1 protein-coding gene is annotated in these 24873 nt (G+C 74.6%); it reads left to right on the top strand.

Annotated elements, in window-relative coordinates:
* The first annotated feature begins 30 nt into the window (after positions 1 to 30).
* Positions 31 to 24870 (top strand): non-ribosomal peptide synthase/polyketide synthase, encoded by a 24840-nt coding sequence (locus tag OG737_RS34485; RefSeq protein WP_331723494.1) that lies wholly within the window; start codon positions 31 to 33, stop codon positions 24868 to 24870.
* Positions 24871 to 24873 lie beyond the last annotated feature (3 nt).

The raw sequence follows: 24873 nt of genomic DNA, 5'->3' as shown, positions 1-24873 counted from the left end.
TCCATCAATTACATTTGAGGGTGAGTGGCTGTGTCCGATCTTCGGGGTCCCCTGCTGCCGCTGACCGCCGCCCAGTCGGGTGTCTGGTACGCGCAGCAGCTGAATCCGCAGAACACAATCTTCAACACCGGCGAATTCCTGGAAATCAACGGGCCGGTGGACGCGGAGCTCTTCGAGGCGTCACTGCGGCGCGTCGTCACCGAGGCCGAGACGCTGCGCCTGCGCTTCCTGGAGGCCGAGGGCGGCCCCGCCGCACGGCTCGTGCCCGCCGCGGACCTCGACTGGTCGCTGCACGTCGTCGACGTCAGCGACGCCCCGAACCCGTGGACGGCCGCCCGCGCCTGGATGGCCGAGGACTTCGCCACGCCCCTGGACACCGAGCACGACCAGCTCTTCCTCTTCGCCCTCTTCAAGGTCGCCGAAGACCGGCACCTGTGGCTGCACCGCTACCACCACCTGCTGGTCGACGGCTTCACCGTCAACATGGTCGTCCAGCGCACCGCGGCCGTGTACTCCGCACTGGTGGCCGGCGAGCCCGTCCCGGACACCCCCTTCGCCCCGCTGGCCCGGCTGCTCGACGAGAAGGCCGCCTACCGGGAGTCGGAGCGCTTCGGCACCGACCGCGCCTACTGGATCGACCGGCTCAAGGAAGCCCCCGAGCCCGTCAGCCTCTCCGGCGAGCAGCCGGCCCTGGCACGCTCGCTGGCCCGCCGCACCGCCTACCTCGGCCGGACCGAGACCGAGCGGCTGCGCACTTTGGCCTCCGACGCCGCCGTCACCTGGCCGCCCGCGCTGATCGCCGCCGTCGCCCTGTGGCTGCAGCGGCTCACCGGAGCCCCCGAGATCGTGCTCGGCCTGCCCGTCTCCACCCGGCTCGGCAAGAACGCCCGCAGCGTCCCCGGCATGGTCTCCAACGTGCTGCCGCTGCGCATCGCCGTCCGTCCGGACAGCACCGTCGAGGAACTGCTGCACCAGGTCTCCGGCGAGATGCGCGCCGCCATGAAGCACCAGCGCTACCAGTTCGAGGACCTGCGCCGCGACCTCGGCATGCTCGCCGACGACCGCCGCCTGGTCGGCCCGCACGTCAACATCATGATGTTCGACTACGACCTGAGCTTCGGCGGCCACACCGCGCGCCCCCACAACCTGTCCATCGGCCCCGCCGACGACATCTCCTTCATCGTCTACGACCGCGGCACCGCCTCCGGCCTCCAGATCGACTTCGACGCCAACCCCGACCTGTACGGCGACGAGGACCTGCGCGCCTACCAGCTGACCTTCCTCGACTTCCTGCACCGGCTCGGCGCCGCCGCCCCCGACGCGACCGTCGGCTCCCTCGAACTCGACACCTCGGCCCTGCCGCCGCGCGCGCTCGCCGCCGACGTACCCGCCGACGTACCCGCCTCCGCGTCCACGTCCGCCTCCGCGTCCGCGCCGAAGACTGAGGCCCCCGCCACCGCCTCCCGGGCGCCGCGCACCGACGCCGAGGAGACCCTGTGCCGGCTGTTCACCGAGGTCCTCGGTGAGCAGGTCGTCTCCGTCGACGACAACTTCTTCCTCCTCGGCGGCAGTTCCCTCCAGGTGACCCGGCTGGTCGGCCGGATCCGCAAGGAGCTGCGGGCCGAGCTGACCCTGCGTACGGTCTTCGAGAACGCCACGGTCGCCACCCTCGCCCAGGCCCTGGGCCTCGCCGCCCAGGCCGCCCGGCCCGCGCTCACCGCACGCCCGCGGCCCGAGCTGCTGCCGCTGTCGGCGGCGCAGAACCGGCTGTGGTTCCTCAACCAGATGGAGAACGGCAGCGGCCAGGCCGCCTACAACGACGGGCTCACCGTCGAGCTGACCGGCCGCCCCGACACCGAGGCCCTGCGCGCCGCCCTGAGCGACGTCGTGGCCCGCCACGAAAGCCTGCGGACCGTCTTCCCCGTCCGCGACGGCGCCCCCCACCAGAACGTCCTGGCCCCCGCCGACGCCCGTCCCGAGCTGCTCGTCACCGAGGTCGCCGACGAAGCCGCTCTGGAGGACGGCCTCGTGCGCGCCGCCGCCCGCGGCTTCGACCTGTCCGCCGAGATTCCCGTCCGCGCCCACCTGTTCACCCTCGCCCCCGAACGCCACTGCCTGTTGCTGGTGGTCCACCACATCGCCGGCGACGGCTGGTCCGTGGCCCCCTTCACCCGCGACCTCAGTCAGGCGTACGCGGCCCGGCTGCGCGGCGGCGCCCCCCAGTACCCGCCGCTCCCCGTCCAGTACGCCGACTACACCCTGTGGCAGCGGGACCTCCTCGGCGACGAGAACAACCCGCAAGACGTCCTCGCCCGGCAGATCGCGCACTGGAAGGACACCCTCGGCGGACTGCCCGAGGAGCTCGCCCTGCCCACCGACCGGCCCCGCCCCGCCGTCGCAGGCCACCAGGGCGGCCGGGTCGCCTTCGCCCTCGCCCCCGAGGTCCACGAACGGCTGCTCACCCTCGCCCGGGACAGCAAGGCCAGCGTCTTCATGGTGGCGCAGGCCGCCCTCGCCGCCCTGCTGCACCGCCTCGGCGCCGGCGACGACATCCCCGTCGGCACCGTCATCGCCGGCCGCACCGACGAGGCCCTCGGCGACCTGGTCGGCTTCTTCGTCAACACCCTCGTGCTGCGCACCGACGTCTCCGGCAGCCCGACCTTCCGCCAACTCCTCGACCGCGTCCGCGAGTACGACCTCACCGCCTACGCGAACCAGGACGTGCCCTTCGAGCGGCTGGTGGAGATCCTCAACCCGGTGCGCTCGCTGGCCCGCCACCCGCTGGTCCAGGTCACCCTCGCCCTGGAGGACAACGCCGCGCCCGTCCTCGAGCTGCCCGGCCTGACCGCGACGGTGCGCCACCTGGAGACCGACACCGCCAAGTTCGACCTGTCGTTCCGGCTCGGCGAGCGCTTCACCGACGACGGCCGGCCCGCGGGCGTCGAGGGCACCGTCGAGTTCGCCCGCGACCTCTTCGACGACGAGACCGCCGCCGGCCTGGGGATGCGCTTCCGGCGCCTGATCGAGGCCGTCACCGCCGACCCCGCCCTCCCCGTCGGAGCCGTCGACCTCCTCGGCGCCGACGAACGCGCCCGCGTCCTTCAGGAGTGGAACGACACCGGCGTACCGCTCCCGTCCGCGACCACGCCCGAGCTCTTCGCCGCCCAGGTCGCCCGCACCCCCGACGCGGCCGCTCTCGTCCACGAGGACACCACCCTCACCTACCGCGAGCTCGACGGGCGGGCCGCCCGGCTGGCCCGGCTGCTCACCGAGCACGGCGCCGGCCGCGGCCGCCTCGTCGCCGTCGCCCTGGGCCGCGGTGTCGACACGCTCGTCAGCCTCCTCGCCACGATGAAGGCCGGCGCGGCCTACGTCCCCGTCGACCCGGCGTACCCGGCCGAGCGCATCGCGTACATCCTCGACGACGCCCGGCCCGCCCTCGTCGTCACCACCACCGCCCTCCAGGACACCCTGCCCGCCGACGGCACCCGACGGCTTCTGCTGGACCGGACCCCGCTGCCCGCCGAACCCCTCGCGGACGTCCCGCTCACCCAAGAGGACGCGGCGTACGTCATCTACACCTCCGGCTCCACCGGCCGCCCCAAGGGCGTCGTCGTCAGCCACACCGGCGTCGCCAGCATGGCCGCCGCCCACCGGCGCTGGTTCGGCGGCGGCCCCGGCCACCGTGTGCTGCAATTCTCCTCGCCCAGCTTCGACGCCTCCGTCTGGGAGATGCTCACCACCCTGACGACCGGCTCGGCCCTGGTCCTCGCGCCCGCCGAACGGCTGGCCGCGGGCGAGCCGCTGGCCACGCTCCTCGCCGAGCAGCGGGTCACGCACGCCACCCTGCCGCCCGTCGTCCTCGCCGCCATGGGCGAGGCCCGGCTCCCCGAGGGCATGACCCTCGTCACCGCCGGCGAGGCCTGCTCCGCCGAGCTCGTCGCCCGCTGGTCGCACGGCCGCACGATGGTCAACGCCTACGGACCCACCGAGTCCACGGTCTGCGCCACCATGAGCGGCGCCCTCAGCCCGCACACCGGCGCCCCCACCATCGGCCGCCCCATCACCAACACCCGCGTCTACGTCCTGGACCGCGACCTCAACCCCGTCCCGCCCGGCGTCCCCGGCGAGCTCTACCTCACCGGCCACGGCCTCGCCCGCGGTTACCTGGGCCGCCCCGGCCTGACCGCCGAACGCTTCACCGCCGACCCCCACGGCGCGCCGGGCGCCCGCATGTACCGCACCGGCGACCTCGCCCGCTGGACCGCCGACGGCGAACTCGACTACCTCGGCCGCGCCGACGACCAGGTCAAGATCCGCGGCTTCCGCATCGAACCCGGCGAGATCGAGGCCGCCCTCACCGGCCACCCCGCCGTCGCCCAGGCCGCCGTCCTCGTCCGCGAGGACCGCCCCGGCGACAAGCGCCTCGTCGGCTACGTCGTCCCCGCCGACACCCGGACCGGCGCCGACCCGGCGGCACTGCGCGCGCACGTCGGCGCCACCCTGCCCGACTACATGGTGCCCGCCGCCGTCCTCGTCCTGGACGCCCTGCCCGTCACCACCAACGGCAAGCTCGACCGGCGTGCCCTGCCCGCCCCCGACTTCGCCGGCCTCAGCGAGGGCCGCGCCCCCCGCACCCGCCGGGAAACCCTCCTCGCCACCCTGTTCGCCGAAGTCCTCGATCTGGAGCGGGTCTCCATCGACGACAGCTTCTTCGACCTCGGCGGCCACTCCCTCCTCGCCACCCGCCTCATCAGCCGCATCCGCACCGAAGCCGACGCCGAACTCACCGTCCGCGCCCTCTTCGAGAACCCGACCGTCGCGGCCCTCGCCGCCACCCTCGACGGGGCCGCCGCAGGCCGCGCGGCCGTCCTGCCACAGGCCCGACCAGCGCAGATCCCCCTCTCCCACGCCCAGCGCCGGCTCTGGTTCCTCGGCCACTTCGACGGCCCCAGCGGCACCTACAACCTCGGCCTGTCCCTGCGCCTGCGCGGCCCGGTCGACGCGGACGCGCTCGAAGCCGCGCTCGCCGACCTCACCACCCGCCACGAGGCCCTGCGCACCGTCTTCCCCGACACCGACGGCCACCCGCGCCAGCACGTCCTGGACCCGGCCGACCCGGCCTCCCGGCCCCTGCTGCACCGCACCTCCGTCGCCGCCGAAGCCCTGGACGACGCGCTCGCACGGGCGGCGGGCGACGGCTTCGACGTCACCCGCGACATCCCGGTCCGCGCCCACCTGCTCACCCTCGCCGACGACGACCACGCGCTGCTCGTCGTCGTCCACCACATCGCCGGCGACGGCTGGTCCCTCGCCCCGCTCGCCCGCGACCTGTCCACCGCCTACGCCGCCCGACTGGGCGGAACGGCACCGGAGTTCACCCCGCTGCCGGTCCAGTACGCGGACTACACCCTCTGGCAGCGCGAGGTCCTCGGCGACGAGCAGGACCCGGCGAGCGAGCTCGCCCGCCAGGTCGACCACTGGCGCGGCGCTCTCGCCGGCCTCCCCGAGGAGCTGGCCCTCCCCACGGACCGCCCGCGCCCGGCCCACATGAGCTACCGCGGCGACACCCTCGCCTTCACCGTCCCGGCCGAGCTCCACGCCGGACTCGACCGGCTCGCCCGCACCAGCGGCATCAGCCTCTTCATGGTCGTCCAGGCCGCGCTGGCCACCTTGCTGCACCGCCTCGGCGCGGGCACCGACATCCCGCTCGGCTCGCCCGTCGCGGGCCGCACCGACGAGGCCCTCGACGACCTCGTGGGCTTCTTCATCAACACGCTGGTGCTGCGCACCGACCTGTCCGGGGACCCGACGTTCCGGGAGCTGCTGGAGCGGGTCCGGGAGACGGACCTGGCGGCGTACGCGAACCAGGACGTGCCCTTCGAGCGGCTGGTGGAGGTCCTGAACCCCGAGCGGTCCATGGCCCGCCACCCGCTGTTCCAAGTCTCCTTCCAGCTCCAGAACATCCCCTCCGACGAGCTCGCCCTGCCCGGGGTCGAGGTGACCCGCCAGCCGGTCCGCCTGGACACCGCCAAGTTCGACCTCTCGTTCACCCTCGCCGAGCGCGAGTCGGGCCTGGAGGGGAGCGTCGAGTACGCGGTCGATCTGTTCGACCGGGCGACGGTGGAGGCCCTGGCGGCCCGGTTGGTGGCGGTGCTGGAGGCGGTCGCGGCAGATCCGGACGTCCGGGTCGGTGCCGTCGAGGTGCTGAGCGATGCCGAGCGCGCGCTGGCGGTGGGGGAGTGGGCCGGCTTTGGGTGTGAGCTGGAGCCGGTGACCTTCCACGGCCTGTTCGAGGCCGCGGTGGAGCGGACGCCCGAGGCGCCGGCGGTGGTCAGTGGTGACCTCGTCCTGTCGTACGCGCAGGTGGAGGCGCGGGCGAACCGTCTGGCGCGCTGGCTTGCGGGTCAGGGCGCGGGTCCGGAGGGCGTGGTGGCCTTGGTGCTGCCCCGGTCGGTGGACATCGTGGTCGCACAGCTCGCGGTGCTGAAGGCGGGCGCCGCCTATCTGCCGGTGGACCCGCAGTACCCGGCCGAGCGCATCGCCTACATGCTCGACGACGCGCGTCCGGTCCTGGTCCTGCGTGAACTGCCCGATGTGGCAGAGGAGTTCGCGACGTCCCGGCCCTCCGTCGCGGTCCTGCCGGAAAATCCGGCGTACGTGATCTACACGTCCGGGTCGACGGGCCGTCCCAAGGGCGTGGTGGTCTCGCACGCGGGTCTGGCGAGCTTCGCGGCGGCCGAGGTCGAGCGTTTCGACGTGGACGCGGACAGCCGTGTGCTGCAGTTCGCGTCGCCGAGCTTCGACGCCTCCGTCCTGGAACTGGTGATGACCTTCGCCGCGGGCGCGACGCTCGTGGTGCCGCCGGCGGGTCCGCTGGCCGGTGAGGTGCTGGCCCAGGTCCTGGACGAGGAGCGGGTGACGCACGCGTTGATTCCGCCGGCTGCGCTCGCCAGCGTTCCGGCGGGCCGGTTCCCGCAGTTCCGTTCGCTGATCGTGGGCGGTGACGCCACCTCGGCGGAGCTGGTGGACCGGTGGGCGCCGGGCCGCCGCATGGTCAACGCGTACGGGCCGACCGAATCCACCGTCGTGGCGACCACCTCGACGCCCCTCGCGGCGGGTTCGGGCGTGCCGTCCATGGGCACGCCCATCGAGGGCACGCGCACGTACGTGCTCGACGCCACCCTGCGGCCCGTCGCCCCGGGTGTCGCGGGAGAGCTCTATCTCGCGGGCGCCGGCCTGGCCCGCGGCTACCTGGGCCGTCCCGGTCTGACGGCGGAGCGTTTCACCGCCGACCCGCACGGCCCGTCCGGCAGCCGCATGTACCGCACGGGTGACCTGGCCCGCCGGACGCGCACGGGTGAGCTGGAGTACCTGGGCCGCTCGGACGACCAGGTCAAGGTGCGTGGTTTCCGGATCGAGCTCGGCGAGATCGAGACCGTCCTGGGCTCGCACGCTTCGGTGGCACAGAACGCGGTGATCGTCCGCGAGGACCAGCCGGGCATCAAGCGCCTCGTCGCCTACCTCACCCCCGCCGACGGCACATCCGTCGACACCGAGGCGCTCCGTGCCCACGTCGGCGCGGCCCTGCCCGAGTACATGGTCCCGTCCGCCTTCATGGAGCTGGACGCCCTCCCGCTGACCGTCAACGGCAAGCTCGACCGCAAGGCCCTGCCCGCCCCGGAGTACACCGGCGCCGGCCAGGGCCGTAAGCCCCGCACGGCCCCGGAGGAGATCCTCTGCGGCATCTACGCCGAGCTGCTGGGTCTGGACACCGTTTCGGTGGAGGACAGCTTCTTCGAGTTGGGTGGCGACAGCATCGTGTCGATCCAGCTGGTGAGCCGGGCGCGTAGGGCGGGTCTGGTGTTCACGGCGCGTGAGGTGTTCCAGTACCGGACGCCGGAGGCGCTGGCGGCGGTGGCGCAGGCGGTGTCGGGTTCGGTGGCGGAGGATCCGTCGGCGGGTCTGGGCCTGGTCGCGCAGACTCCGATCGTGGGGTGGCTGCGTGAGCTGGGCGGGCCGGTGGACGGGTTCAACCAGGCGATGCTGGTGCAGACTCCGGCCGGTGCCACGTACGAGCGGCTGGAGTCGGCGCTGCAGAGCGTTCTCGACCGGCATGACGTGCTGCGTGCGCGTCTGGTGCGGGGCGAGTCGGTGTGGAACCTCGATGTCGCCGAGCCGGGTTCGGTGCGGGCGGCGGATGTGCTGCGGGTGGCCGGGGGTGAGGTCGCGGGGGAGGCGCGTGCCGCGCAGCTGCGGCTCGCTCCCGAGGCGGGTGTGATGGTGCAGGCGGTGTGGTTCGAGGAGGCGGGCCGGCTGCTGGTGATGGCTCACCACCTGGTGGTCGACGGCGTTTCGTGGCGTGTGCTCCTGCCCGACCTGGCGCAGGCGTACGCGGGTGTGGAGCTGGAGCCCGTGGGGACGTCCTTCCGCCGCTGGGCCGAGCAGCTGACCGCGCTCGACCGCTCCACCGAACTCCCCCTCTGGATCGAGCAGTTGACCGGTGAAGACCCACGCCTGGGTGCCCGGGCCCTCGATCCGGCCCAGGACACCGCCGGGACCGTCCGGCACCTCTCCCTCACCCTCCCCACCGAGGTCACGGCTCTGCTGCTGACCGAGGTCGCGGCGAAGTACCGGGCGGGTGTGAACGACGTCCTGCTGGCCGCGTTCGCCCTGGCGGTCTCCACCTGGCGCGGCGCCGGCTCCACCGAGGTGCTGGTCGATCTGGAGGGCCACGGGCGTGAGCCGGTGGTCGAGGGCGCGGACACCTCGCGCACGGCCGGATGGTTCACCAGCATGTTCCCGGTGCGTTTGGACGCAGGTGCCGACGCCGATCCGGGCCGGGCGCTGAAGCGGGTCAAGGAGCAGTTGCACGCGCTGCCGGACAACGGCATCGGCTACGGCCTGCTGCGATACACCGACCCCGAGGCGGCCGCGGTCCTGGCGGAACTGCCCGCCCCGCAGCTCGGCTTCAACTACCTGGGCCGCTTCGACGCCACCGCCGGCGACGGCGACGGCGCCGACTGGGCCCTGCGCGCCGACGCCGACCTCGGCGACGGCCGCGAGCCCGGCATGCGACTCACGCACGCCCTCGACCTCAACGCGGTCACGCAGGACCACACCGACGGCCCGCGCCTCGTCGCCGACTGGTCCTGGCCGGGCGCCCTCTTCACCGAGGATGAGGTACGGGCACTGGCCGAAGGCTGGTTCGAGGCCCTGCGCTCCCTGGCCGCCCACGCCGCGACCCCCGAGGCCGGCGGGCTGACCCCCTCCGACGTCCGTCCGCTCGTCTCCGTCACCCAGGAGCAGATCGAGCGCCTCGAAGCCGAACACGGCCGCCTCACCGACCTCCTGCCCCTGTCACCTCTCCAGCAGGGCCTGTTCTTCCACGCCGTCTACGACACCCAGGGCGAGGACGTCTACACCGTCCAGCTCGCCCTCGACATCGAAGGCCCCCTGCGGCCCCGGTCGCTGCGCGACGCCGCCGGGACCCTGCTGTCCCGCCACGGCGCCCTGCGCGCCGCGTTCCGCCACGACGGCGGCCTCGACACGCCCGTGCAGGTCGTCCCCGAGAGCGTCGACCTGCCTTGGACCGACCTCGACCTCACCACGCTCCCCGAGGCCGACCGCGACCGTGCCGTCCACGCCTGGATGGCCGAGGACCGGGCCGTGCGCTTCGACCCCGCCCGGGCTCCTCTGATGCGCTTCGCCCTGCTCAAGACGGGGGTGCAGCAGTACCGCCTGGTCGTGACGAACCATCACATTCTGCTCGACGGCTGGTCCATGCCCGTCCTGGTCAAGGAACTCCTCACGCTCTACGGCCGCTCCGGCGACGGCTCCGCCCTGCCCCGCGTCACGCCCCACCGCGACTACCTCGTCTGGCTCGCAGGCCAGGACCGCGGCGCCGCCGAGGCCGCCTGGCGCGAGGTCCTCGACGGCCTCGACGAGCCCACCCTGGTCGCCCCGGCCGGCCGCGGCGGCAGCCCGGCCGCCCCCGACCGGGTCACCGTCGACCTGCCGGCCGCGCTCACCGCGCGGCTCACCGAGCTCACCCGCTCCGGAGGCGTCACCCTCAACACCCTCTTCCAGGCGGCCTGGGCGATGGTGGTGGGCCAGCTCACCGGCCGCGACGACGTGGTCTTCGGCGGCACCGTATCCGGCCGTCCCCCGCAGGTCCCCGGCATCGAGTCCATGGTCGGCCTGTTCATCAACACCCTCCCCGTCCGCGTCGCCCTCGACCCGGCCGAAGCGCTCGGCGCCCTCCTGGACCGGCTCCAGGCACAGCAGGCCGCCCTCATGGACCACCAGTACCTGGGCCTGACCGACCTCCAGCAGGCCACCGGGCTCGGCGAGCTCTTCGACACCCTCGTCGTCTTCGAGAACTACCCGCTCGACGCCGACGTCCTGGAGATCGGCGGCGGGCTGAGCGTCACCGGCATCGAGGGCCACGACGCCACCCACTACCCGCTGATCCTCACCGCCGTCCCCGGTGAACGCCTCCAGCTGCGGCTGGACTTCCGCACCGACCTCTTCGACGCCCCCTCCGCCCACGCCCTCATGGACCGGCTCGTCCGCGTCCTGGAGAGCGCACCGGACCACCGTGCCACTCCCGTCGGCCGGATCCCGCTGCTCGCCGCCGACGAGCGGCAGCGGCTGCTGGTCGCCTTCAACGACACCGAGCACGAAGACGCGCCGTCCGACCGGAGCGTGCCCCGGCTCTTCGCCGACCTCGTCTCCTGGGCCTCCGCCACCGAGGCCGTCGTCTCCGACGGGGCCACCCTCTCCTACGGCGAACTCGACGCCCGCGCCAACCGCCTCGCCCACCGGCTGCTCGCCGCGGGCGTGCGCCCCGAGGACCGGGTGGCGCTGCTCATGGACCGCTCGCCCGACCTGGTGGCGGCCGTGCTCGCCGTCCTGAAGGCCGGCGGCGCCTACGTCCCGCTCGACCCGCGCTTCCCCGAACCCCGCATGCGGCACATCCTCGCCGAGACCGGCGCGAGCGTCCTGATCGCCGACTCGGCCGCCGCCGCCGAGGCGTTCGCCGACGGCGCGACCGTGATCGAGGCCGGGCCCGCGCTCGCCGACGGCCCGGCCCACGACCCGGACGTCGCCGTCGACCCGGGCGGGCTGGCGTACGTCATGTTCACCTCCGGATCCACCGGCGTGCCCAAGGGAGTCGGCGTCACCCACCGCGACATCGTCGCGCTGGCCGAGGACCGCCGCTTCGAGTCCGGGCACGAGCGGGTGCTGCTGCACTCGCCGACCGCCTTCGACGCCTCCACGTACGAGCTGTGGGTGCCGCTCCTCGGCGGCGGCCAGGTCGTCGTGGCGCCGGCCGGCGACCTCGACGCGGTCCGGCTGCGCGAGACCGTCACCCGGCACGGCGTCACCGCCCTGTGGCTCACCGCCGGCCTCTTCCGCCTGATCGCCGAGGACGGGCCGGGCTGCCTGGCCCGCGTGAGCCAGGTGTGGACCGGAGGCGACGTCGTCCCCGCCGCCGCGGTCCGCCGCGTCCTGGACGCCTGCCCCGGCCTGACCGTCGTCGACGGCTACGGGCCCACCGAGACGACCACCTTCGCCACCACCCACCGCATGGACTCCACTGCCGAGGTGCCGCACAGCGTGCCCATCGGCCGCCCCCTCGACGGCATGCGCGTCTACGTCCTCGACGCGGCGCTGCGCCCCGTCCCGCAGGGCGTCGCAGGCGAGCTCTACCTCGCGGGCGCGGGACTCGCCCGCGGCTACCTCGGGCGCCCGGACCTGACCGCGGAGCGGTTCACCGCCGACCCGTACGGCCCGGCCGCGAGCCGCATGTACCGCACCGGCGACCTGGTGCGCTGGAACGCCGACGGCCACGTCGAGTACCTGGGCCGCACCGACGACCAGGTCAAGGTCCGCGGCTTCCGCATCGAGCTCGGCGAGATCGAGGCCGCCCTGGCCCGCCATCCCGGCGTCGCCCAGGTGGCCGTGATGGTCCGCGAGGACACCCCTGGAGACCAGCGCATCGTCGCCTACACCGTCGCCGCGCCGGGCGCCCAGGCCTCCCCGGCCGAGCTGCGCGAGCACGCCGCCGAAGGGCTGCCCGCCTTCATGGTGCCCTCCGCGTACGTGTCCCTGGACACGCTGCCGCTGACCGGCAACGGCAAGGTCGACCGCCGGGCGCTGCCCGCCCCCGACCTCGCCGCGGGCGCCGGCGGCCGGGCGCCGCGGACCCCGCAGGAGGAGATCCTCGCCGGCCTGTTCGCCGAGATCCTGGGCCTGCCCGCAGTCTCCGTCGACGACAGCTTCTTCGACCTCGGCGGCCACTCGCTGCTCGCGACCCGGCTGGTCAGCCGGATCCGGCCGGTCTTCGGCGTCGAACTCGCCGTCCGCACCCTCTTCGAGGCCCCGACCGTCGCCGCCCTCGCGACCCGGATCGCGGGCGCCGGCCGGGCCCGTACCGCGCTGACCGCGCGGCCGCGGCCCGAGGAGGTCCCGCTCTCGCCCGCCCAGCGGCGGCTGTGGTTCCTCAACCGGTTCGAGGGCCCGAGCGCCTCGTACAACCTGCCGCTCGCCCTCCGCCTCGACGGTGACCTCGACCCGGACGCGCTGCGCGCGGCCCTGGGCGACGTCACCGACCGGCACGAGAGCCTGCGTACGGTCTTCCCCGAGCTGGACGGCCGACCACGCCAGTGGGTGCTGCCGGCCGGAATGTCCGCGCCCGCACTGCCCGTCACCGACACGGCCGCCGGCGACCTGGATGCGGCGCTGGCCGCCGCGGTCGCCGAGGGCTTCGACCTGACCGCCCAGGCCCCGCTGCGGGCCCGGCTGTTGCGGATCTCCGCCACCGAGCACGTCCTGCTCGTGGTGCTGCACCACATCGCCGGCGACGGCTGGTCGCTGGCTCCCTTCGCCCGTGACCTGGGCACCGCCTACGACGCCCGGCGCGCCGGCCATGCCCCCGCCTTCGAGCCACTGCCGGTCCAGTACGCCGACTACACCCTGTGGCAGCGCGAGGTCGTCGGCGACGAGAACGACCCCGACAGCCCGCTCGCCCGCCAGATCGACCACTGGCGCACCACCCTGGCCGGCCTGCCGGAGGAACTGGCACTGCCCGCCGACCGGCCCCGCCCCGCCGAGGCCGGCTACCGCGGCGGGTCCGCCGCCCTGGAACTCCCCGCCGACGTGCACGAGCGGATCACCGCCGTCGCCCGCGCGCACAACGCCAGCGTCTTCATGGTCGTCCAGGCGGCGCTGGCCGCCCTGCTCGGCCGGCTCGGGGCCGGCGAGGACATCCCCATCGGCAGCGTCATCGCGGGCCGTACCGACGAGGCCCTCGACGACTTGGTGGGCTTCTTCGTCAACACCCTCGTGCTGCGCACCGACCTGTCGGGCGACCCCACCTTCGCCGAACTCCTCGGCCGGGTCCGGGACTGCGACCTCGCCGCCTACGCGAACCAGGACGTACCCTTCGAGCGGCTGGTCGAGGTGCTCAACCCGGTGCGCTCGCTGGCCCGCCACCCGTTGTTCCAGGTGATGCTGGCCTTCCAGAACAACGCCGAGGCCACCCTCGACCTCGACGCCCTGCACGCCACCGCGCTGCCGGTGCGCCTGGACGCCGCCAAGTTCGACCTGCTGTTCTCGCTGGAGGAGACCTTCACCGCCGAGGGCGGCCCGGCCGGCCTGCGCGGTGTCGTGGAGTACTCCGCGGACCTGTTCGACCACGCCACCGCCGAGGCGATCGGCGCCCGCCTGGGCCGGCTGCTGGACGCCGTCACCGCCGACCCGGACCTGCCGGTCTCCGCCGTCGACGTCCTCACCGACGCCGAACGCGCCCGCGTCCTGGGCGAGTGGAACGACACCGGCCGTGAGGTCGCCGACGCCACCGTGCCCGAGCTGTTCCGGGCCCAGGCCGTCCGCACCCCCGATGCCCCCGCCGTCCTGCACGCGGGCGTCGAGCTGTCCTACGGCGAGCTCGACGCCCGCGCCAACCGGCTCGCCCGGCTGCTGATCGCCGAGGGGGCCGGACCCGAGCGGTTCGTCGCGCTGACCCTGCCCCGCACCGCCGACATGATCGTCGCGCTGCTGGCCGTGCTGAAGTCCGGCGCCGCCTACCTGCCCGTCGACCCCGGCTACCCGGCCGACCGCATCGCGTACATGCTGGCCGACGCCCGGCCCGCGCTCGTCGTTACCACCGCCGAGGCCGCGGCCGTCCTGCCCGAGGGCGTCCGCACCCTGCTCCTGGACGACGGCGCGGTGCGCGAGCGCCTGGCCGCCCAGGGCGACGGCGACGTGACCGACGCCGAGCGGGCCCGCCCCCTCGACGTGCGCCATCCCGCCTACGTCATCTACACCTCCGGCTCCACCGGCCGGCCCAAGGGCGTCGTGGTCGCCCACCGCAACGTCGCCGACTTCGCCGCCTGGGCGGCGGCCGACATCGGCGCCGAACGGCTCTCGGACGTGCTCGCCGCGACCTCGCTCAACTTCGACGTCTCCGTCTTCGAGATGTTCGGCCCGCTGCTGACCGGCGGCCGCATCGAGATCGTCCGCGACGTGCTCGCCCTGCTCGACGCCACCCCGGGCCGCCACTACAGCCTGGTCAGCGCCGTGCCCTCGGCACTCGCCCACACCCTCGCCCAGTCCGACGCCCCCCGCTTCGGCGCCGACCTGGTCGTCCTGGCCGGCGAGGGCCTGTCCGCCCACACCGCGAACGCCATCCGCGCGGCCGTGCCCGGCGCGGCACTCGCCAACATCTACGGACCCACCGAGGCCACCGTCTACGCGACCGCCTGGTACGGCGAACCGGGCCGGACCCGCGACGACCGCACCCCGCCCATCGGCAGGCCCCGGCACAACACCCGCGCCCTGGTGCTCGACGAGGGCCTGCGCCCGGTGCCGCCGGGCGTCGCTGGCGAGCTGTACCTCGCCGGCGCCGGCCTGGCGCGCGGCTACCTGGGCCGCCCCGGCCTGACCGCCGAGCGCTTCGTGGCCGACCCGTACGGTCCGGCCGGCAGCCGGATGTACCGCACCGGCGACCTGGTCCGCTGGAGCGCCGACGGCCAGATCGAGTACCTGGGCCGGACCGACTTCCAGGTCAAGGTGCGCGGCTTCCGCATCGAGCTGGGAGAGATCGAAGCAGTCCTGGCCCGGCACTCCGGCATCGGCCAGGTAGCCGTGGTGGTCCGCGAGGACACCCCAGGTGACCAGCGCATCGTCGCCTACACCGTGCCCGCGGCCGGCGCAGGTGCGACGGACGCGGCCCAGCTGCGCGCCCATGTGGCCGCCGCCCTGCCCGAGTACATGGTCCCGTCCGCCTTCGTCACGCTCGCCGCGCTGCCGCTCAACCCCAACGGCAAGCTCGACCGGCGTGCCCTGCCCGCCCCCGACTTCGGGGCCGCGGCCGGCGCCGGGCGGGCCCCGCGCACCCCGCAGGAGGAGCAGCTGACCGCGCTCTTCGCCGAGGTCCTCGGCGTCGACACGGTCTCCGTCGACGACAGCTTCTTCGACCTCGGCGGCCACTCCCTGCTCGCCACCCGTGTCGTCAGCCGCATCCGCACCCTGTTCGGTGCCGAACTCGCCGTGCGCGCCCTCTTCGAGACCCCGACCGTCGCCGCGCTCTGCGAGCGGCTCGGCGACGCGGAGGGCGAGTCCGCCCGTCCCGCCCTGGTGGCCCGGGTCCGACCGGAGTCCGTACCGCTCTCGCCCGCCCAGCGCCGGCTGTGGTTCCTCAACCGCTTCGAGGAGCGCAACGGCACCTACAACCTGCCGCTGGCCGTCCGGCTCACCGGAGCCCTGGACACCGCCGCCCTGACCGCCGCCCTGGGCGACGTCGTGGCCCGTCACGAGGCGCTGCGCACCGTCTTCCCCGACACCGACGGCCGCCCCCGCCAGCAGGTCCTCGCCGCCGACACCGTACGGCCGGTCCTGCACAGGGCCCCGTACACGGCGCGGGCGCTCGCCGACGCGGCCGCCCACGACTTCGACCTCGCCACAGAAGTCCCGCTGCGCGCCCACCTGTTCACGGTGGACGCGGAGACGGATATCCTGCTCCTGGTCGTCCACCACATCGCCGCCGACGGCTGGTCCATGGCGCCGCTGGCCCGCGACCTCGCCGAGGCGTACGCGGCCCGCCGCGCCGGCCGGGAAGCCGCCTTCGAGCCGCTGCCGGTCCAGTACGCCGACTACACCCTGTGGCAGCGCGACGTCCTCGGTGACGAGGACGACCCGGGCAGTGAACTCGCCCGCCAGATCGGCTACTGGCAGCAGACCCTGGACCGGCTCCCCGAGGAGCTGGCCCTGCCCGCCGACCGCCCGCGGCCCGCGGAGATGAGCTTCCGCGGCGACACCGTGCCCCTGCACCTTCCCGCGGAGGCCCACGCCTCGCTCGCCGACCTCGCCCGTGCGTCCCGCGCCAGCGTCTTCATGGTCGTCCAGGCGGCGCTGGCCGCCCTCCTCGGCCGGCTCGGCGCCGGCCCGGAGATTCCGATCGGCTCCCCGATCGCGGGCCGCACTGACGAGGCCCTCGACGACCTGGTGGGCTTCTTCGTCAACACCCTGGTGCTGCGCACCGACGTCTCCGGCGACCCCACCTTCCGAGAGCTGCTGGACCGGGTGCGGGAGTCCGACCTTGCCGCCTACGCCCACCAGGACGTGCCGTTCGAGCGGCTCGTGGAGCTGCTCAACCCCGAGCGCTCCCTGGCCCGCCACCCGCTGTTCCAGGTCATGCTCTCCCTGCAGAACAACGCCGCCGCCGCCCTGGACCTCGATGGACTGGCCGTCGAACCGCACCAGGTCACCGTCGACGGCGCCAAGTTCGACCTGTCCTTCCAGCTCGCCGAGGAGTTCACCGCCGACGGCCGCGCCGCCGGCATCGGCGGCCGCATCGAGTACGCCACCGACCTCTTCGACCGGGAGACCGCCCTGGACCTCGCGGGCCGCTTCACCCGCACGGTCACCGCCCTGGTCACCCGGCCCGACCGGCCGCTGTCCCAGCTCGACGTCCTCACCGACGACGAGCGCCGCAAGGTGCTGGCCGAGTGGAACGACACCGCCCGCCCGGTGCCCGCCGCCACCCTGCCTGCCCTCTTCGAGCGGCAGGCGGCCGGCACCCCGGACGCGACCGCCCTGGTCGCCGGCGCCGAGCGGCTGACCTTCGCCGAACTCGACGCCCGCGCCAACCGGCTGGCCCGCTTGCTCGCCGGGCACGGCATCGGCGCCGAGGACTACGTGGCCGTCGCCCTGCCACGCACCGCGGACCTCGTCGTCGCCGTCCTCGCGGTCGCCAAGGCGGGCGCCGCGTACGTACCCGTCGACCCCTCCCACCCCGCCGACCGCATCGCCCAGGTGCTCCAGGACGCCGGCACGGCGGCCGTCATTACCGCGGCCGGTGCCCGTGAGACGCTTCCCCAGGACCGCGGCGGCATCCGGATCGACCTGGAGTCCCGGGCCGTCACACACGCCCTGCGTGCCCTGCCGGACACCGCCCCGGCCGACGCTGACCGGGTCCGCCCGCTGGACCCGCGTCACCCGGCGTACGTCATCCACACCTCCGGCTCCACCGGCCGGCCCAAGGGCGTCGTCGTCCCGCACACGGGCCTGGTGAACCTCTTCCACCACCACTTCGACGAGCTCTTCGCGGCCGAGACGGCGGCCGCCGGCCGCCCCCTGCGGGCCGCGCTCACCGCCGCCGTCTCCTTCGACGCCTCACTCGACCCGCTGCTGTGGCTGGTCGCCGGGCACGAACTCCACCTCGTGGACGACGGCACCCGCCGCGACGCGCCCGCGCTCATCGACTACGTCCGGGCGCACGGCATCGACTTCATGGAGCTCACCCCGTCCTACGCCGAACAGCTCATCGAGGACGGCCTGGTCCGCGACGAGCAGGCCCGGCCGCGCATCCTCGCCCTCGGCGGAGAAGCCGTCGGCCCCGCCCTGTGGCAGGAGCTCGCGCGGACTCCGGGCATCACCGGCTACAACCTGTACGGGCCGACCGAGGCCACCGTCGATACCCTCTCCGCCCGCACCACCGACGTCTCCCGCCCGCTGGTCGGCCGGCCCGTCGGCAACGCCCGCACCTACGTCCTGGACGAGCGGCTGCGGCCGGTCGCCCCGGGTGTGGCCGGCGAGCTGTACATCGCGGGCGCCGGTCTGGCGCGCGGCTACCTCGGCCGCGCCGACCTGACCGCCGAGCGGTTCACCGCCGACCCGTACGGGCCCGCCGGCACCCGGATGTACCGGACCGGCGACGTGGTCCGCTGGACCCGGGACGGGCAGCTCGACTACCTGGGCCGCTCCGACGACCAGGTCAAGGTGCGCGGCTTCCGGATCGAGCTCGGCGAGATCGAGACCGTCCTGGCCCGCTACGAGGGTGCCGCCCGGTCCGCCGTGGTCGTCCGCGAGGACATCCCCGGCATCAAGCGCCTCGTCGCGTACGTCGTCCCGCGGCGCGGCGTCGCCTTCGACGCCGCCGTGGTCCGCTCCCACCTGGCCGCCGCCCTGCCGGACTACATGGTCCCGGCCGCGTTCGTCTCCCTCGACGCCCTCCCGCTCACCGTCAACGGCAAGCTCGACCGCAAGCGGCTCCCGGCACCCGAGTACCGGGGCACGACGGCGGGCCGGGCCCCGCGCACCGAGCGCGAGGCGCTGCTGTGCCGGCTGTACGCCGAGCTGCTGGGTCTGGACACCGTTTCGGTGGAGGACAGCTTCTTCGAGTTGGGTGGCGACAGCATCGTGTCGATCCAGCTGGTGAGCCGGGCGCGTAGGGCGGGTCTGGTGTTCACGGCGCGTGAGGTGTTCCAGTACCGGACGCCGGAGGCGCTGGCGGCGGTGGCGCAGGCGGTGTCGGGTTCGGTGGCGGAGGATCCGTCGGCGGGTCTGGGCCTGGTCGCGCAGACTCCGATCGTGGGGTGGCTGCGTGAGCTGGGCGGGCCGGTGGACGGGTTCAACCAGGCGATGCTGGTGCAGACTCCGGCCGGTGCCACGTACGAGCGGCTGGAGTCGGCGCTGCAGAGCGTTCTCGACCGGCATGACGTGCTGCGTGCGCGTCTGGTGCGGGGCGAGTCGGTGTGGAACCTCGATGTCGCCGAGCCGGGTTCGGTGCGGGCGGCGGATGTGCTGCGGGTGGCCGGGGGTGAGGTCGCGGTGGAGGCGCGTGCCGCGCAGCTGCGGCTCGCTCCCGAGGCGGGTGTGATGGTGCAGGCGGTGTGGTTCGAGGAGGCGGGCCGGCTGCTGGTGATGGCTCACCACCTGGTGGTCGACGGCGTTTCGTGGCGTGTGCTCCTGCCCGACCTGGCGCAGGCGTACGCGGGTGTGGAGCTGGAGCCCGTGGGGACGTCCTTCCGCCGCTGGGCCGAGCAGCTGACCGCGCTCGACCGCTCCACCGAACTCCCCCTCTGGATCGAGCAGTCGGCCGGCCACGACGCCCTGATCGGCGCCCGTCCGCTCGACCCCGAAGCGGACACGGCGTCCACTCTCCGGCACCTGTCGCTGTCCCTGCCGACCGAGGTGACGGCTCCGCTGCTGACCGAGGTCGCGGCGAAGTACCGGGCCACGGTCAACGACGTCCTGCTCACCGGATTCGCGCAGGCGGTCTCCGCCTGGCGCGGCGCCGGCTCCACCGAGGTCCTGGTGCACCTGGAGGGCCACGGCCGTGAGGCCGTCGTGGACGGGGTGGACATCTCCCGCACGGTGGGCTGGTTCACCAGCATGTTCCCGGTCCGCCTCGACGCCGGCGGCGGCACCGACCCGGGCCGGGCACTGAGGGCGGTCAAGGAGCAGCTGCACGCGCTGCCGGACAACGGCATCGGCTACGGCCTGCTGCGCCACGGCGACGCCGAGGCGGCCGCCGTCCTGGCGGAACTGCCCTCCCCGCAGATCGGGTTCAACTACCTGGGCCGCTTCGACGCCACCGCCGGCGACGGCGACGGCGCCGACTGGGCCCTGCGCGCCGACGCCGACCTCGGCGACGGCCGCGAGCCCGGCATGCCGCTCGCCCACGCGCTGGACGTCAACGCGGTCACCCTCGACCACGCCGACGGCCCGCGCCTGACCGCCGACTGGTCCTGGCCGGCCGCCCTCTTCACCGAGGACGAGGTACGGGCGCTGGCCGAAGGCTGGTTCGAGGCCCTGCGCTCCCTGGCCGCCCACGCCGCGGCCATCGGGGCGGTCGGCCTGACACCGTCCGACGTGCGCCCGCTGGTGTCCGTCACGCAGCAGCAGATCGACGACCTAGAGGCCGACCACGGGCACCTCGCCGACCTGCTCCCGCTCTCCCCGCTCCAGCAGGGCCTGTTCTTCCACGCCGTCTACGACACCCAGGGCGAGGACGTCTACACCGTCCAGCTCGCCCTCGACATCGAAGGCACCGTCGACCGGCCCGCCCTGCGCGCTGCTCTGCACACCCTGCTGACCCGGCACGCCAACCTCCGCGCGGCCTTCCGCCACGAGGGCCTGGAAGCCCCCGTCCAGGCGGTGCCCGCCGACTTCGAGCTGCCGTACACCGAGGTGGACCTGACCGGCCTGCCCGCCGAGGAGCGGGCCGCCGCGGCCGACCGCCTGGTGGCGCAGGACCGCACCCGGCGCTTCGACCTGGCGCGGCCCCCGCTGATGCGGTTCACCCTCGCCTCCACCGGCCCCGACCGGCACCGGCTGATCGTCAGCCACCACCACCTGCTGCTCGACGGCTGGTCCATGCCGGTCTTCCTCGGCGAGCTGTTCACCCTGTACGCCGAGGGGGGCGACGCCTCCGCGCTGCCCCGCGTCACTCCCTACCGCGACTACCTCGGCTGGATCGCCGGCCAGGACCGCGGCGCCGCCGAGGCCGCCTGGCGCGAGGTCCTCGACGGCCTGGAGGAGCCCACCCTGGTCGCCGCGCCCGATCCGTCCCGCGCCCCGGTCCGGGCGGTACGCACCCGCCTGGAGCTGCCGGAGGCCGAGACCGCCTCGCTCGCCCGCTGGGCGCGTGAGCGCGGGGTGACCGTCAACACCGTCGTCCAGGCCGCCTGGGCGATGGTCGTGGGCCAGCTCACCGGCCGCACCGATGTGGTGTTCGGCGGTACGGTCTCGGGCCGTCCCCCGCAGGTCGCGGGCGTCGAGTCGATGGTCGGCCTGTTCATCAACACCCTCCCCGTCCGCGTCGCGCTCGACCCGGCCGAGACGCTCGGCGACCTGCTGGGCCGTCTCCAGTCCCAGCAGGCAGGGCTGATGGACCACCAGTTCCTGCCGCTCGCCGACATCCAGCGGGTCACCGGTCTCGGCGAGCTCTTCGACACCCTCGTCGTCTTCGAGAACTACCCCCTCGACGCCGACGGGCTGCGCAGCGCCGCCGGCGGCCTGGGCATCGTGGGCGGTGACAACCACGAGAGCACCCACTACCCGCTCAGCCTCACCGTGAGCCTCGGCCGCTCCCTCGGCCTCGACCTCGCCCACCGCCCCGACCTGATCGGCCGAGGCCGCGTCGACGACCTCGCCGCCACGCTGGTGCGGCTGCTCGGCGAGGCTGCCGGCCAGGCCGGCGTACCCGTCGGCCGGCTTCAGCTGCTGTCCGCCGACGAGCGGCGGGTGCTGGCCGGCTGGGCCGGCCGGGCGGAGGCCGAGCCGGGCCTGGAGCCGCTGACCGCGCGGTTCGCCCGCCAGGCGGCCGCGACCCCCGGGGCCGCCGCGGTGATCTGCGGCCCCGGCCGGCTGACGTACGCCGAACTGGACGAGCGCTCCACGCGCCTGGCCCACCTGCTCACCGACCGCGGCGCCGGCCCCGAGCGTTACGTCGCCGTCGCCCTGCCCCGCGGCGCCGACCTGCTGGTCGCCCTCCTCGCGGTGCTCAAGTCCGGCGCCGGCTACGTGCCGCTGGACCCCGAGCACCCGGCCGACCGGCTGGGCTACGTCCTCGCCGACGCCCGCCCCTCGCTCCTGCTGACCACGACCGCGACCGCGGCGGCCCTGCCCCCCACCGACACCCCGGCGCTGCTGCTGGACGACCCGGCCACCGGCGCGGCCCTCGCCGCGTACCCGGCCGGCACCCCGGTCGCGGAGCGGGCCGACGGCCGGACCCCGGCCTACGCCATCTACACCTCCGGCTCGACCGGCCGCCCCAAGGGCGTGGTCATCCCGCGCGCGGCCCTGGACAACTTCCTGGCCGACATGGCCGAACGGGTGCCGATGGACGGCACGGACCGGCTGGTCGCCGTCACCACCGTCTCCTTCGACATCGCCGCCCTGGAGCTGTACCTGCCGCTGCTGGCCGGCGCCGCAGTCGTCGTCGCGACCAAGGACGAGGTCCACGACCCCGACGCCCTCGCCGCGCTCATCACCGGGCACGGCGGCACCGTCCTCCAGGCGACCCCGTCGCTGTGGCAGACCCTGACCGGCCAGGTGCCGCACGCCCTCGCGGGCCTGCGGATGCTGGTCGGCGGCGAGGCCGTACCGGGTGCGCTGGCCGAGGCGATGGCCGCGGCCGGCCGGTCGGTGCTCAACGTGTACGGGCCCACCGAGACGACGATCTGGTCCACCACCGCCGAGCTCGACGGCACGGCGGCCAGCCCGTCCATCGGCCGCCCCATCCGGGGCACCCGGGCGTACGTGCTCGACGGGGCGCTGCGCCCGGCCGCTCCCGGTGTGCCGGGCGAGCTGTACCTCGCGGGCGCGGGCCTGGCCCGCGGCTATCTGGGCCGCCCCGGCCTGACCGCCGAACGCTTCACCGCGGACCCGTACGGCGCCCCGGGGGTCCGGATGTACCGCACCGGCGACCTGGTGCGCTGGAGCGAGGACGGGACCATCGAGTACCTGGGCCGCACCGACTTCCAGGTCAAGGTGCGCGGCTTCCGCATCGAGCTCGGCGAGATCGAGGCCGTTCTCGCCCGGCACCCGCGGGTGTCCCGGGTCGCGGTCGTCGTCCGCGAGGACCGCCCCGGTACCAAGCTGCTGGCCGGGTACGTCGTCCCCGCCGCCGACGGCCCCGCCCCCGAAGCGGAGGACCTGCGCGCCCACGCCGCCGCCGATCTGCCCGACTACATGGTTCCGGCCGTGTTCGTCACGCTGGACGCGCTGCCGCTGAACACCAACGGCAAGCTCGACCGCAAGGCACTTCCCGCACCCGAATTCGCCGACCGCCCCGTGGGCCGCGCCCCGTCCGGCCCGCGCGAGGAACTGCTGGCCGGCCTGTTCGCGGAAGTCCTCGCACTGCCCGCGGTCGGCGTCGAGGACAGCTTCTTCACCCTCGGCGGCGACAGCATCACCTCCGTGCAGCTGGTGGGCCGTGCCCGCCTGGCCGGCCTGGTGCTGACCCCGCGCGAGGTGTTCGAGCACAAGACGGTCCAGGCGCTCGCCGCCGCCTTGCCGCAGTCCCCGGCCGAGCTGCTGCTCGCGCCGGACCCGGACGGCGCGGACCCGGCGATCGGCGCCCTGCCCGCCACCCCGATCGTCCGCTGGCTGCGTGAACTGGGCGGCCGCATCGACGGGTTCAACCAGTCGGTGATGGCACCCGTCCCCGGCGGCCTCACCGAGGACACGCTGCGCGCGGTCGTCCAGGCCGTGCTCGACCACCACGACGCGCTGCGCGCCCGCCTGGTGCGCGACCCCGCCGACTGGAGCCTGCACATCCCGCCGAAGGGCGCGCTGCGGGCCGCCGACGTGGTCCACCGGATCGACGTGGCGGACCTGGACGAGGCGGCGGTCGCGGACCGCATCGACGCCGAGGGCCGGGCCGCCCAGGACCGGCTGGACCCCGACGCCGGGCTGATGGTGCAGGCGGTCTGGTTCGACGCCGGACCGCAGGCGCCGGGCCGGCTGCTGCTGATCGTCCACCACCTGGTGGTCGACGGAGTGTCGTGGCGGATCCTGATGCCCGACTTCATGGCCGCGTACGAGGCCGTCGTCGCGGGCCGGGAACCCGTACTGGAACCGGTGTGGACCTCCTTCCGGGCCTGGGCCCGGGGCCTGGCCCGGGCGGCGCTCGCCCCCGAGCGGGCCGCCGAACTCCCGGTGTGGACCGGCATGCTCGGCGGCTACCAGGAGCCCGCGCTGGGCGCCCGGCCGCTGGACCCGGCCCGCGACGTGGCCGCCTCGGGCCGGCAGTACAGCCTGACGCTGCCCGCCGAGGTCACCGGACCGCTGCTGACCACCGTGCCCACGGCGCTCGGCACCGGCGTCAACGAGGTGCTGCTCACCGCGTTCGCGCTGGCCGTCACCGACTGGGACCGCGGCCGCGGACGGCGGCGCGAGCAGGGCGTCCTGCTCGACCTGGAGGGCCACGGCCGCGAGGAGCTGCTCATCGGCGTCCTGCCGGACGCCGATGTCTCCCGCACCGTCGGCTGGTTCACCAGCCTCTTCCCGGTCCGCCTCGACCCCGCCGTCCCCGACGGCGACTGGGAGGCGCTCTACGCGGGCGGTCCCGCCGCCGGCCGGGCCCTGGCCCACGTGGCCGGACAGCTCGCCGAGCTGCCCGACAACGGAGCCGGGTACGGGCTGCTGCGCCACCTCAACCCGGACACCGCCGGAGTACTGGCCGCACTTCCCGTCCCGCAGATCGGCTTCAACTACCTGGGACGGTTCGGCGCCGGGGACGGTGACGGCGGTGACGGCGGCCTCGGCGGCAGCGACGCCGCGATGCCCGCCGCGCACGCCCTGGAGCTGAACTCGCTGGCCCAGGACGGTCCCGGCGGCCCCCGCATGGTGGCCTCCTGGACATGGCCCGACGGACTGTTCACCGAGGCCGAGGTGGCCGCGCTCGCCGAGGGCTGGTTCCGGGCGCTGCGCGCCCTGGTGTCCCACGCCGCGGACCCCGCGGCCCGGCCGGTGCAGGTGGTGGCCCCGCGCCCCGCGGCTGCCGGACCGGCGCCGTTGCTCGATCTCGACCAGGACGAGATCGACGCGTTCGAAGAAGACTTCGAGTTCTGAGTG

It is taken from the genome of Streptomyces sp. NBC_00122 (genome assembly GCF_045160845.1).
Taxonomy (GTDB): domain Bacteria; phylum Actinomycetota; class Actinomycetes; order Streptomycetales; family Streptomycetaceae; genus Streptomyces.
Note: the sequence above shows the minus strand (reverse complement) of the source record. Positions and strands in the feature narration are given on the sequence as shown.